The sequence below is a fragment of the Citrobacter sp. Cs237 genome, from assembly GCF_030332325.1.
Lineage (GTDB): Bacteria > Pseudomonadota > Gammaproteobacteria > Enterobacterales > Enterobacteriaceae > Citrobacter_A > Citrobacter_A sedlakii.
In genome coordinates this window covers 743,349-756,750 of record NZ_JAOWIB010000106.1, presented here as the reverse complement: position 1 = coordinate 756,750, position 13,402 = coordinate 743,349, and the positions used below count along the sequence as shown (strand labels likewise).

Genomic DNA, 13,402 nt, shown 5'->3' with positions numbered 1-13,402 from the left:
CTTCCTAACTAACTCTCTTACAACCGAGAGAAATCATTGAAAAGTGCAAGCCCCATTAACAGCACCAGCAAAATCGAGCCAATGCGATAACTAAAGTCTTGAACCCGCTCGGATACCGGCCCGCCCTTAAGCTTTTCAATCGCCAGGAACAGCAGATGCCCCCCGTCAAGAACGGGCAGCGGAAACAGGTTGATTATCCCGAGGTTCACGCTGATAAGCGCAAGGAACATCAGGTAATATATCACCCCGAACTCCGCTGACATCCCAGCCCCCTGAGCGATAGAAATCGGCCCACTGAGGTTGTTCAGTTTCACATCACCGGTTATCAATTTTCCCAGCATACTGACCGTCAGCTTCATCAACTGCCACGTTTTATCCGTGGCCTGTGCGATGGCGCTAAACGGCCCATACTGGCGTACTGTCTTGTACTCATCCGGCAGAGGAATGATTTTCGGCACAACGCCGGCAAAACCTTCCGCCTTTCCGTTACCCGATTTGGTATCCGGGATTAACGTCAAAGACAAGGCACTCCCCTGCCTTTCAATTTCCAGCGCTAACGGCTTACCGGGATTATCGCGCACAAGCGTCACGAAATTCATCCATTGCGTTAACGGTTGACCATCGACTTTAACGATCCTGTCGCCAGCTTGCAAACCCGCTTTACTTGCCGCGGACTGCGCCTGCACTTCTGACAGCACCGGTTCGATCTGAGGCCCGCGCGGTCGAATCCCCAAAGAAGATACAGGATCTTCCTTGTCTGGCTCAAATGCCCAATGACGCAAATCCAGCGTTTTCTCCTGACGCTGGTTACTGCCAAAAGGCGCGACGCTGAGCGTCGTCTGCTCGTCGCCGATTTTCGCGACCAACTGTAAACGCACCGCATCCCAATCAGGGGTTTCGATACCGTCAATGGCTTTAAGTTCCGTTCCCGGCGCAATTTGCGCGTCGGCGGCAATCGAGTTGGGGGTTATTTCACCAACCACCGGACGAACGCCAGGGACGCCGATGATAAACACCAGCCAGTAAGCGAAGATGGCAAAAAGGAAATTAGCAACCGGGCCGGCGGCGATAATTGCCGCACGCTGACCTACGGTTTTGTTGTTGAACGCGTGGTGGCGCAGTTCCGGAATCACCGGCTCAGCACGCTCATCCAGCATTTTGACGTAACCGCCCAGCGGGATAAGGGCGATAACATATTCTGTACCAGACCTGTCGGTACGGCGCCAAAGCGCTTTACCAAAGCCAATGGAAAAGCGCTCTACACGGACACCGCAACGCCGTGCAACCCAGAAATGACCAAATTCATGCACGGTGATAAGCACACCCAGTGCAACAATGAATGCAGCCAGATTCCAGAGAATACTCAGCATAAAACCTTCCGTTAAAGCGTTTTGAATACCAGTAACAACAGGCACGCAAAGACCGGTACTGCCGCCGTCAGGCTATCAATACGGTCCAGAATACCACCGTGTCCTGGAATCAAATGACCGCTGTCTTTAATTCCTGCTTCACGCTTGAACATGCTCTCTGTGAGATCGCCCAGCACAGAGGCCAGCGCGGCAATAATAGAGCAAATTAACAAGGTGACCGGCGCAACGTCCAGGTTCGCCCACATGCTGTAACCCCAGGAGATTACCGCTGCTGTCGCGAGACCGCCAAAAAAGCCCTGCCAGGTTTTCCCTGGCGACACCTTCGGCGCCAGCTTATGTTTGCCAAACAGTTTGCCAAACATATACGCCCCGGAGTCCGCGCCCCAAACGAGGATCATGACATAGAGTAGCCATATCGCGCCACTGTAATGATTATCGTCATAATGCCAGGCGCGAAGCGCCAGCATGCCCCAGAAAAAGGGAACGATAGTCAACACGCCGAAAATTATGCGTAATGTCTTCGAATTACGCCAGATCGCCGCTGAACCGGGATAGAAAAACACCAGGAGTAAAGCAACGATCCACCAGCCTAACGACGCCCAAAGTGAGACCTCGACCAGCGGCTGGTGAATATTATGATGGTATTCCGGCAGTAAAAACAGCATTAGCGCGAGTAACAGCCCGCACAGTACCGCCAGCCATACGCGTTGCGTGCGAGTGGCAAAACCGCTTAACTGTCCCCATTCCCACGCGGCCAGCATACACACCAGCAGCGTAACAATAGCGAACCCCACCGGCGGCAGCAGAAACAGCGCCGCGATGACCACGGGTATTAAAACAAAAGCAGAAATCAGGCGATACTTCAGCAAAAGCGACCCCCATCAGGCTTTGTCATCACCGGGCTCGGTGCCGCCGAAACGACGCTCTCGATTAGCAAAGGCATGCAGCGCACCTTCAAAGTCTTGTTCATCGAAATCGGGCCAGAGCACATCAGTAAAGTAAAGTTCGGCGTAGGCAATTTGCCAAAGCAAAAAGTTACTTATTCTATGCTCTCCCCCAGTCCTAATTACTAAATCCACCGGAGCCAGCTCATGCATACAGATTTGTTGGTTGAGCATTTCTTCATCAATCTGTTCCGGGCGCAGTACACCGTCCTGCACCTGTTCCGCCAGTTTTCTGACTCCCTGGACAATATCCCAACGTCCGCCGTAATTCGCCGCAATGTTCAGCGTCAGCCCGGTATTCTGGGCAGTTAGCGCTTCCGATTTACGAATACGTTCCTGCAAACGCGAGTTAAATCGACTGGTATCGCCAATAATGCGCAGGCGGACGTTATGGCGGTGCAGGCTTTTGACTTCGCTGTCAAGCGCCCACACAAACAGCTCCATTAACGCGCTAACTTCCTGCGCTGGTCGGTTCCAGTTTTCACTACTAAAGGCATACAGCGTTAACGCATCAATACCGTTGTTGGCAGCAAAAGAGACGGCCCGGCGGACGGATTTCGCTCCGGCCTTATGCCCGAATGCCCGAATCTTCCCTTGCTTTTTTGCCCAGCGACCATTGCCATCCATAATGATCGCGACATGACGACAGCCATGTGCTGGCAAATTTTCGCTTACTGGTTGAGTTGCAGACAACATAACGCGTTTTTAGTCCCTGAAAGGATTTAGCGGTACTCAGGAATACAGAAGCCTTTTACACTTCATCTTTCAGGCTGCCTCTTGTCAGCTTGCTGTCCCGCGTCACGTACCGCTGTACGCGCCCGGGAACGCATCCACTCGCCGCCCTGATGCAACCTGAATGATTTTGCGTATCCACAAAAAAGCCGTGTCAAACCACGGCTTGCCTGACCGAAAAAAGCCAAATACCTGCGATCAGGTGGCGCAGACTATATCACTGAAGCCCAACGCTAACAAATAGCACGATCTTCTGTAGCCGGATTATCCTCAGCTTGCGAGACGCGTCACTTGTTTTCTGGCGACTTCTCGCGCAATGGCATCCACTCGCAGGACGTCATCCACACTCTGAGGCTCTTGCAGGTCCATCTGTTCCAGCACAGCTAAATTGAGATCGGCAATATCGGTAAAGCGAAGTTCTTCAGCAAGAAATGCAGCAACGACGATTTCGTTTGCCGCATTCAACGCAGTGGTTGCCGCCTGCCCTTGCTCAAACGCTTCCATTGCCAGTTTCAGGCACGGATAGCGCTCATAGTCCGGCGCGCTAAAAGTCAGCGCGCTGAGCTGGCAGAAATCGAGCGGCTTAACACCCGAGGTCACGCGATTCGGCCAGGCCATGGTATGGGCAATTGGCGTACGCATATCCGGCTCCCCCAGTTGCGCCAGAACGCTGCCGTCCTGATAACGCACCATTGAGTGAATAACCGACTGCGGATGAATCAGCACGTCCATCTGGCGGGCACTGGCGTTGAACAACCAACGCGCTTCTATGTATTCCAGACCTTTATTCATCATGGTGGCGGAGTCGACGGAAATTTTACGCCCCATCGACCAGTTCGGGTGACGGCATGCCTGCTCGGGCGTCATTGAGGCCAGATCGCGCAGCGGCGTTTCCCGAAACGGGCCACCAGACCCGGTAAGCAAAACCGACATCACGCCATTTTGCTCAAGGTCAGCGTATCCCAGATTGTGTTGAATGGGTTGGGGCATACTCTGAAAAATAGCGTTATGCTCGCTGTCCACCGGTAAAAGCCGTGCGCCACTTTGCTTTACCGCGTCCATAAACAGGCGTCCGCAGGTGACCAGCGACTCTTTATTGGCCAGCAGAATGGTTTTACCGGCGCGAATGGCGGCCAGCGTCGGCAACAGCCCTGCTGCGCCCACAATGGCCGCCATGACTTGATCCACATCATCCAGCGCCGCCATCTCACAGGCTGCCTGTTGCCCGCTAAGAACCTCTGTGCGGCAACCGTGTTGCTGCAACGTGGCTTTTAGCAGCGTTGCGCTGGCTTCATCATCCATCACCGCGTAATGCGGGGAGAATTCCAGGCACTGCTCCACCATACGGGTGACATTTTTACCTGCCACCAGCGCGACAACGCGAAAGTCGTCAGGGTTCTGGCGCACCACGTCAAGCGTGCTGCAACCAATAGAGCCGGTCGAGCCCAGAAGGGTTATGTGCTTCATTGAACGTCCAGTCTGAAAGTGAGACAGGGTAAAAGGTAAAAAGCAAAACGCCGCCAGCCGATCCAAAAGATCTTCTGAGCGGCGTTTTCGTCGTACCGGTGAATCAGAACTGCATCAGTTCCGCTTCTTTGTCTGCCAGCGCCGCTTCCACTTTCTTGATAGCGGCATCGGTCAGTTTCTGAATATCGTCCTGAGAACGACGGTCATCATCTTCGCTGATCTCTTTGTCTTTCAGCAGCGCCTTGACTTTATCGTTAGCGTCACGACGCACGTTACGCACGGCAACGCGAGCCTGCTCCGCTTCGCCACGCACGATTTTCGTCAGGTCTTTACGACGTTCTTCAGTCAGCGGCGGCAGTGGAACACGGATATCGCTGCCGGCAGAACTTGGGTTCAGACCGAGGTCAGACGCCATGATCGCTTTTTCAACGGCCGGGCTCAGAGAACGGTCAAATACGTTGATTTTCAGGGTACGGGAATCTTCTACCGTTACGCTTGCCAGCTGACGCAGCGGCGTCGGCGTACCGTAATATTCCACAACAATGCCATCCAGCAGGCTGGGAGAAGCACGACCCGTGCGAATTTTGCTGATTTGGGTTTTGAATGCTTCAACGCATTTGTCCATGCGTACTTCAGCATCTTTTCTGATATCGCTAATCACGTTACGAATCCTTGGAAACTAGTCTCAGTCAGACCAGACAATTGCACATAGTGGAAATGCGCTTAGTATAGCCCTGATTAAAATATTACGGGTAATCCCGCGATACTGACGCAAAATCTTACCGCGATTTCTGCACAAAATCATTCAGGTTGTATCAAGGCGGCAACTGAACGACAAATTTGTCAGGAACAAATTTGAACAGCCGCAGGCGTCCTTCAGTGAGGGACAAGGATGCCCCTCATTTATTCCCAGCAGCTTACACATGTAAGTGGCTGGGGTGAGCAAAGGCAGCCAACGCAGAGACAGCCTGAAAGATGAAGTGTAACACGGGAATTACTCCGTGATTAACGTCCCTTCTTTCTCACCCATGACCACACGACGCAGCGCGCCCGGCTTGTTCATGTTGAACACGCGAATCGGCAATTTGTGGTCACGCGCCAGCGTAAACGCCGCCAGATCCATCACTTTTAGCTCTTTTTCCAGCACTTCGCTGTAGGTCAGCTGCTCGTACATGGTGGCCGACGGATCTTTTGCCGGATCGGCGGTGAATACACCATCCACCTTGGTTGCTTTCAGGACAACGTCCGCTTCAATTTCAATACCGCGCAGGCAGGCTGCAGAGTCGGTAGTAAAGAACGGGTTACCGGTCCCGGCAGAGAGGATCACCACGCGGTTATTACGCAGCAGGCTGATCGCTTCCGCCCAGCTGTAGTTGTCGCACACGCCGTTAAGCGGAATCGCCGACATCAGGCGAGCGTTCACATAGGCGCGATGGAGCGCATCGCGCATCGCCAGGCCGTTCATCACGGTGGCCAGCATGCCCATGTGGTCGCCCACAACGCGGTTCATTCCCGCTTTCGCCAGACCTGCGCCACGGAACAGGTTACCGCCACCAATAACCACACCAACCTGAATCCCCAGTTCAACCAGTTCTTTGATTTCCTGAGCCATACGATCCAGTATGCTTGCGTCAATACCGAAGCCTTCCGAACCCTGCAGAGCTTCGCCACTCAACTTAAGCAGAATACGTTTATAGACGGGTTTTGCATTGGTAGCCATGTTTCTTTCCTGAGACTGTCAACGATTTAAAAGGGGGTAAATTCTGGCGACAATGATATGTCGCTTCTCAGTACAACGAAATAAGAGCCATACTGATTTTGCGTGACGGGTGACAAAAAGAAGCCGCCCTCAGGCGGCTCCTTTTCAATCATTAAGACTGCTTGGACATTGCAGCAACTTCTGCTGCGAAGTCAGTCTCAACTTTTTCGATGCCTTCGCCCACTTCGAAGCGGATGAAGCCAGTCACGTCAGCGTTGTGCTCTTTCAGCAGCTGACCAACAGACTTGCTCGGATCCATAACGAAAGGCTGGCCAGTCAGAGAAACTTCGCCGGTGAATTTCTTCATGCGGCCTTCAACCATTTTCTCTGCGATTTCTTTCGGCTTGCCAGACTGCATGGCGATGTCCAGCTGTACCTGGTATTCTTTCTCTACCACTTCAGCAGACACGTCTTCCGGCTTAACGAATTCCGGCTTGCTTGCCGCAACATGCATTGCCAGCTGCTTAACCAGTTCTTCGTCAGCGCCTTTCGCGGCAACCAGAACACCGATGCGCGCACCGTGCTGGTAGCTACCCAGAACGTCGCCTTCCAGGGAAGCGATACGACGGATGTTGATGTTCTCGCCGATTTTCGCAACCAGCGCAACGCGCTCTTCTTCGAACTGCGCTTTCAGTACTTCAACGTCAGTGATTTTACCCGCAACCGCTGCGTCCAGTACTTTGTCAGCGAAAGCCTGGAAACCGCCGTCTTTCGCAACGAAGTCAGTCTGGCAGTTAACTTCCAGAATGAACGCGATATTGCCTTCGATTTTGGTTTTGATTACGCCGTCAGCAGCAACGTTGCCTGCTTTTTTCGCTGCTTTGATCGCACCGGACTTACGCATGTTTTCGATTGCCAGCTCGATGTCGCCATTCGCTTCAGTCAGTGCTTTTTTGCAATCCATCATGCCTGCGCCAGTACGCTCACGCAGCTCTTTTACCAGGGATGCGGTAATTTCAGCCATTCTAAAATCCTCGGAAGATTTGATCTGCCCGGCGTCAAACCGCACAGATTTAAAAGTGAAAAAGGGGGCCATTGATAGGCCCCCTAACCAAACGTGATACTACCTGGTCCAAAAAGGGGCTCGAACGAGCGTTCCTTATTATTCAGCTTCTACGAAGCTTTCTTCCGCCTGGGAAGCCAGATCCTGAGAACGGCCTTCACGAACGGTTGCAGCGACAGCGCCCAGGTACAGGCTAACAGCACGGATTGCGTCGTCGTTACCCGGGATAACGAAGTCAACACCGTCCGGATCAGAGTTGGTATCAACGATAGCAAATACCGGAATACCCAGGTTGTTTGCTTCTTTGATAGCAATGTGCTCATGGTCAGCATCAATAACGAACAGCGCGTCCGGCAGACCGCCCATGTCTTTGATACCGCCCAGGCTGTTTTCCAGTTTCTCAAGCTCACGCGTACGCATCAGCGCTTCTTTCTTGGTCAGCTTTTCGAAAGTACCGTCCTGAGACTGAGTTTCCAGGTCTTTCAGACGTTTGATGGACTGACGAACGGTTTTCCAGTTAGTCAGCATACCGCCCAGCCAGCGATGGTTCACGAAGAACTGATCGCAGCTGTTAGCAGCTTCTTTCACCGCTTCGCTTGCAGCGCGTTTAGTACCAACGAAAAGGATTTTACCTTTACGAGAAGCAATCTTGTTCAGCTCAGCCAGGGCTTCGTTGAACATCGGTACCGTTTTCTCAAGGTTGATGATGTGAACTTTGTTACGCGCACCGAAGATGAACGGCTTCATTTTCGGGTTCCAGTAACGGGTCTGGTGACCGAAGTGAACACCAGCCTTGAGCATGTCGCGCATGGAAACAGTTGCCATGATTAAAACCTCTATAGATAAAGTTGGGGTTATGCCTCCACGTATCCCATATTACCGACCCCAAAGGGCACCCCGGAATATGTGCCGATACGTGTGTGTTGTTACACAAAGTGAGATATGTCGCTTCCGTCCATCTTGTGTAGTCTCGAATGGAACGGAAGTCCGGCGCGCTTTATACCACAAATACACCGCCGACACCAATAATTGTTGGCTGAGTGTGCTGTTAATGATTCTCAATTTGGCACGGGGTGCGCCTGACTGATACCATTGACAATACTTACACTAGTATTGTCGAAAAAATCGACACCGATGGACAGATTACATGGCTATCTCAATTAAGACCCCTGAAGAAATCGAAAAAATGCGCGTCGCGGGCCGTCTGGCCGCGGAAGTGCTGGAGATGATCGAACCGCATATCAAACCGGGCGTCAGCACGGGCGAACTGGATCGTCTTTGTAACGACTACATCGTCAACGAGCAGCACGCGATTTCCGCCTGCCTCGGTTACCATGGTTATCCGAAATCCGTCTGCATCTCTATTAATGAAGTGGTATGCCACGGGATCCCGGACGATGCCAAGCTGTTGAAAGACGGCGATATCGTCAACATTGACGTCACCGTCATCAAAGACGAATACCACGGCGACACCTCAAAAATGTTTATCGTCGGCAAGCCGACTATCCTTGGCGAGCGTCTGTGCCGCGTCACGCAGGAGAGCCTGTATCTGGCCCTGCGTATGGTAAAACCGGGCATCCGTCTGCGCGCCCTGGGCGCGGCGATTCAGAAATACGCGGAAGGCGAAGGCTTCTCTGTAGTGCGCGAATACTGCGGACACGGTATTGGCCGCGGCTTCCATGAAGAACCGCAGGTACTGCATTACGATGCGGACGACGGCGGCGTGGTGCTGCAACCGGGCATGACGTTCACCATTGAGCCAATGCTGAATGCCGGTGATTACCGCATCCGCACCATGAAGGATGGCTGGACGGTAAAAACCAAAGACAGAAGCTTGTCTGCACAATATGAGCACACTATTGTAGTAACCGAAAACGGCTGCGAAATTCTGACCTTACGCAAGGATGACACTATCCCGGCGGTCATTACGCACGACGAATAACTGATTGCCTGATGGCGCTGTCGCTTATCAGGCCTGGAAATTGCAGTGTTCCCTGGGCCGGATAAGGCGTTTCGCCGACATCCGGCTTTTTAATGGGTGGCGCATAATGAATATTCTTCCTGAACAGCACGCGAATACCGCACTTCCCACCCTTCCCGGCCAGCCGCAGAACCCAGGCAGTTGGTCGCGTGACGAACTCACCGTCAGCGGGATAAAGTCCCACATCGATACCTTCCAGCAGTGGCTGGGCGACGCGTTTGACAGCGGGATCTCCGCCGAGCAGCTGATCGAAGCCCGAACCGAGTTTATTGATCAGCTGCTGCAACGGTTGTGGATTGACGCGGGATTCGGGCAGATTGCCGATCTGGCGCTGGTCGCCGTCGGCGGCTACGGGCGCGGCGAACTGCATCCGCTTTCCGACATCGATCTGCTGATCTTAAGCCGCAAAAAATTACCCGATGACCAGGCGCAGAAAGTGGGTGAACTGCTGACGCTGCTGTGGGACGTAAAGCTGGAGGTCGGTCACAGCGTACGTACGCTTGAAGAGTGTCTGCTGGAAGGGCTGTCGGATCTGACCGTCGCCACCAACCTGATCGAAACCCGGCTGCTGATTGGCGACGTGGCGCTGTTCCTTGAGCTGCAAAAACACATTTTCAGCGAAGGCTTCTGGCCGTCCGACAAGTTCTACGCCGCCAAAGTCGAAGAACAGAACCAGCGCCACCAGCGCTATCACGGCACCAGCTATAATCTCGAGCCGGATATCAAAAGCAGCCCCGGCGGCCTGCGCGACATCCATACGCTACAGTGGGTCGCCCGCCGTCACTTTGGCGCCACCTCCCTTGATGAGATGGTCGGTTTTGGCTTTTTGACCCAGGCCGAACGCGCGGAGTTAAACGAGTGCCTGCACATACTCTGGCGGATCCGCTTTGCGCTGCATCTGGTGGTGCCCCGTTACGACAACCGTCTGTTGTTTGACCGCCAGCTTAGCGTCGCCCAGCGTCTCAACTACCGTGGCGAAGGCAACGAGCCGGTCGAGCAAATGATGAAGGATTTCTTCCGGGTGACGCGGCGGGTCAGCGAACTGAACCAGATGCTGCTCCAGTTGTTTGACGAAGCCATCCTCGCCTTGCCGGCGGACGAAAAACCCCGCCCGATCGACGATGACTTTCAACTGCGCGGCACGCTGATCGACCTGCGTCACGACGATCTGTTTATCCGCGAGCCGGAAGCGATCCTGCGGATGTTCTATACCATGGTGCGCAATAGCGCGATCACCGGGATCTACTCCACCACCCTGCGCCATCTGCGCCACGCCCGACGTCATCTGAACCAGCCGCTGTGCTACATCCCGGAAGCGCGTTCGCTGTTTCTCAGCATGCTGCGTCACCCTGGCGCGGTCAGCCGCGGCCTGCTGCCCATGCACCGCCATAGCGTGCTGTGGGCCTATATGCCCCAGTGGTCGCACATTGTCGGACAGATGCAGTTCGATCTGTTCCACGCTTACACAGTGGATGAACACACCATTCGCGTGATGCTGAAGCTGGAAAGCTTCGCCAAAGAAGAGACCCGCCAGCGCCACCCGCTGTGTGTGGATCTGTGGCCCCGTCTGCGTCAGCCGGAGCTGATTCTGATCGCCGCTCTGTTCCACGACATCGCCAAAGGACGCGGCGGCGACCACTCCGTGCTGGGCGCGCAGGACGTGCTCAAATTCGCCGAGCTGCATGGCCTGAACTCGCGGGAGACCCAACTGGTGGCCTGGCTGGTACGGCAACATCTGCTGATGTCAGTTACCGCCCAGCGCCGCGATATTCAGGATCCGGAGGTGATCAAGCAGTTTGCCGAAGAAGTACAGACGGAGCACCGCTTGCGCTTTCTCGTCTGCCTGACAGTGGCCGACATATGCGCCACCAACGAAACGCTGTGGAATAGCTGGAAGCAAAGCCTGCTGCGCGAACTGTACTTCGCCACAGAGAAACAGCTGCGCCGCGGCATGCAGAATACGCCAGATATGCGCGAGCGCGTACGCCATCATCAGCTTCAGGCGCTGGCGCTATTACGGATGGACAATATTGATGAAGAGGCGCTGCACCATATCTGGTCGCGCTGTCGCGCCAACTATTTTGTCCGTCACAGCCCAAATCAACTGGCCTGGCACGCGCGACATCTGCTTCAGCACGACCTGAGCAAGCCGCTGATTTTGCTCAGTCCGCAGGCGACGCGCGGCGGAACGGAAATTTTTATCTGGAGTCCGGACCGCCCTTACCTGTTTGCCGCCGTCTGCGCTGAACTGGACAGGCGTAATCTCAGCGTCCACGATGCGCAGATCTTCACCACCCGCGACGGCATGGCGATGGATACGTTTATCGTCCTGGAGCCGGATGGCAGCCCGCTGTCATCCGATCGCCACGAAGCGATCCGCTCAGGACTGGAACAGGCGATCACCCAGCGCAGTTGGCAACCGCCGCAGCCGCGTCGCCAGCCGGCTAAATTGCGTCACTTTACCGTGGATACCGAAGTGACGTTTTTGCCGACGCACACTGACCGGAAATCGTTCCTCGAACTGATTGCGCTCGACCAGCCCGGACTGCTGGCGCGGGTCGGGCAAATTTTTGCCGATCTGGGAATTTCGCTTCACGGCGCCCGAATTACAACCATTGGCGAGCGAGTAGAAGATTTATTCATAATCGCCACCGCGGACCGGCGTGCCCTTAATAATGCGCTCCAGCAGGAAGTGCATCAACGGTTGACAGAGGCCCTCAATCCAAACGATAAAGGGTAGTGTGTTTTTTTATTAGGGAAAGAGTTTACCAATGCAGCAGTTACAGAACGTTATTGAGACCGCTTTTGAGCGCCGTGCCGAGATCACGCCGGCGAATGTAGATACCGTGACCCGTGAAGCGGTGAATCAGGTGATTTCCCTGCTGGATTCCGGCGCACTGCGTGTTGCAGAAAAAATCGACGGCCAGTGGGTAACGCACCAGTGGCTGAAGAAAGCGGTACTGCTCTCTTTCCGTATTAACGATAACCAGGTTATCGACGGCGCGGAAAGTCGCTACTTCGATAAAGTGCCGATGAAATTTGCTGACTATGACGAAGCGCGTTTTCAGAAAGAAGGCTTCCGCGTGGTGCCACCTGCGGCGGTGCGCCAGGGGGCGTTCATTGCCCGTAACACCGTGCTGATGCCGTCTTACGTTAATATCGGCGCCTATGTTGATGAAGGTACGATGGTTGATACCTGGGCGACCGTCGGCTCCTGCGCGCAGATCGGTAAAAACGTTCATCTCTCCGGCGGCGTCGGCATCGGCGGCGTACTGGAGCCGCTGCAGGCGAACCCGACCATCATCGAAGATAACTGCTTTATCGGCGCGCGTTCAGAAGTCGTGGAAGGCGTGATCGTGGAAGAAGGTTCCGTGATTTCGATGGGCGTTTACATCGGCCAGAGCACCCGTATTTATGATCGTGAAACCGGCGAAGTGCATTATGGCCGCGTTCCGGCAGGTTCTGTTGTCGTTTCCGGCAACCTGCCGTCGAAAGATGGCAAATACAGTCTTTACTGCGCGGTGATTGTGAAAAAGGTCGATGCCAAAACGCGCGGCAAGGTCGGCATCAATGAGTTGTTACGTACCATCGACTGACAATGATTTGAAAAAGCGGGCATAGCCCGCTTTTTTTATCGCCTGAAGTGGCGGAAACGGGGCTTTTCGTTAATTATTCATAGGTTATGTTGAGATTAAGGGTACCGCTATGTACGACAATCTGAAAAGTCTGGGCATTACCAATCCTGAAGAAATCGATCGTTACAGCCTGCGGCAAGAAGCCAACAACGATATCCTGAAAATCTATTTCCAGAAGGATAAAGGCGAATTCTTTGCCAAGAGCGTGAAGTTTAAATACCCACGGCAACGTAAAACCGTGGTCGCCGACGGTATTGGGCAGGGTTACAAAGAGGTGCAGGAGATCAGCCCCAACCTGCGCTATGTTATCGACGAGCTGGATCAGATCTGCCAGCGCGATCGCACCGAAGTCGATCTGAAGCGCAAGATCCTTGACGACTTACGCCATCTGGAAAGCGTGGTCGCGAATAAGATCACCGAAATTGAGGCCGATCTGGAAAAATTGACGCGTAAGTAAGCGATTGTTGCCAGATGGCGCCGCCCACGTCCAGCCTACGCCTCCTGTCCTTTG

The 13,402-nt window shown here is 54.0% G+C and carries 12 protein-coding genes; 4 read left to right on the top strand and 8 right to left on the bottom strand.

The window, feature by feature from the left end:
- Positions 1-17: 17 nt before the first annotated feature.
- The 8 genes from rseP to rpsB form a co-directional block, all read right to left on the bottom strand.
- Positions 18-1,370 carry a sigma E protease regulator RseP gene (rseP, locus tag OGY07_RS16920; protein WP_042289862.1) on the bottom strand — a complete coding sequence of 451 codons (1,353 nt, stop codon included), beginning with the start codon at positions 1,368-1,370 and terminating at the stop codon, positions 18-20.
- A gap of 11 nt (positions 1,371-1,381) precedes the next feature.
- Complete coding sequence (gene cdsA, locus OGY07_RS16915) at positions 1,382-2,239, bottom strand: phosphatidate cytidylyltransferase (protein ID WP_042289864.1); 858 nt, start codon at positions 2,237-2,239, stop codon at positions 1,382-1,384.
- A 12-nt stretch (positions 2,240-2,251) separates the two neighbouring features.
- On the bottom strand, positions 2,252-3,010 hold the full coding sequence (gene ispU / locus OGY07_RS16910; protein WP_042289866.1) for a (2E,6E)-farnesyl-diphosphate-specific ditrans,polycis-undecaprenyl-diphosphate synthase: 759 nt from the start codon (positions 3,008-3,010) through the stop codon (positions 2,252-2,254).
- A 306-nt stretch (positions 3,011-3,316) separates the two neighbouring features.
- On the bottom strand, positions 3,317-4,513 hold the full coding sequence (ispC, locus tag OGY07_RS16905) for a 1-deoxy-D-xylulose-5-phosphate reductoisomerase (protein WP_042289867.1): 1,197 nt from the start codon (positions 4,511-4,513) through the stop codon (positions 3,317-3,319).
- A gap of 103 nt (positions 4,514-4,616) precedes the next feature.
- Positions 4,617-5,174 carry a ribosome recycling factor gene (gene frr / locus OGY07_RS16900; RefSeq protein ID WP_042289871.1) on the bottom strand — a complete coding sequence of 186 codons (558 nt, stop codon included), beginning with the start codon at positions 5,172-5,174 and terminating at the stop codon, positions 4,617-4,619.
- A gap of 333 nt (positions 5,175-5,507) precedes the next feature.
- Entirely contained in the window at positions 5,508-6,233 is a 726-nt protein-coding gene (gene pyrH, locus OGY07_RS16895) for a UMP kinase (protein ID WP_042289874.1), read from the bottom strand.
- Between the two features lie 151 nt (positions 6,234-6,384).
- Complete coding sequence (gene tsf, locus OGY07_RS16890) at positions 6,385-7,236, bottom strand: translation elongation factor Ts (protein ID WP_042289878.1); 852 nt, start codon at positions 7,234-7,236, stop codon at positions 6,385-6,387.
- 138 nt (positions 7,237-7,374) lie between these two features.
- The gene (gene rpsB / locus OGY07_RS16885; protein ID WP_012904553.1) at positions 7,375-8,100 is read right to left on the bottom strand and encodes a 30S ribosomal protein S2; all 726 of its coding nucleotides are present in this window, start codon (positions 8,098-8,100) and stop codon (positions 7,375-7,377) included.
- 322 nt (positions 8,101-8,422) lie between these two features.
- On the opposite strand from rpsB, the gene map reads away from it, so the two are divergent.
- The 4 genes from map to OGY07_RS16865 all read left to right on the top strand — a co-directional run bounded on the left by map (position 8,423) and on the right by OGY07_RS16865 (position 13,348).
- The gene (map, locus tag OGY07_RS16880) at positions 8,423-9,217 is read left to right on the top strand and encodes a type I methionyl aminopeptidase (RefSeq protein WP_042289882.1); all 795 of its coding nucleotides are present in this window, start codon (positions 8,423-8,425) and stop codon (positions 9,215-9,217) included.
- A 106-nt stretch (positions 9,218-9,323) separates the two neighbouring features.
- A complete protein-coding gene (gene glnD, locus OGY07_RS16875; RefSeq protein ID WP_286601831.1) occupies positions 9,324-11,996 on the top strand; it encodes a bifunctional uridylyltransferase/uridylyl-removing protein GlnD in 2,673 nt (890 codons plus the stop codon).
- A 31-nt stretch (positions 11,997-12,027) separates the two neighbouring features.
- Complete coding sequence (gene dapD / locus OGY07_RS16870; RefSeq protein WP_042289888.1) at positions 12,028-12,852, top strand: 2,3,4,5-tetrahydropyridine-2,6-dicarboxylate N-succinyltransferase; 825 nt, start codon at positions 12,028-12,030, stop codon at positions 12,850-12,852.
- 109 nt (positions 12,853-12,961) lie between these two features.
- On the top strand, positions 12,962-13,348 hold the full coding sequence (locus tag OGY07_RS16865) for a DUF3461 family protein (protein WP_042289892.1): 387 nt from the start codon (positions 12,962-12,964) through the stop codon (positions 13,346-13,348).
- The last annotated feature ends 54 nt before the right edge of the window (positions 13,349-13,402 follow it).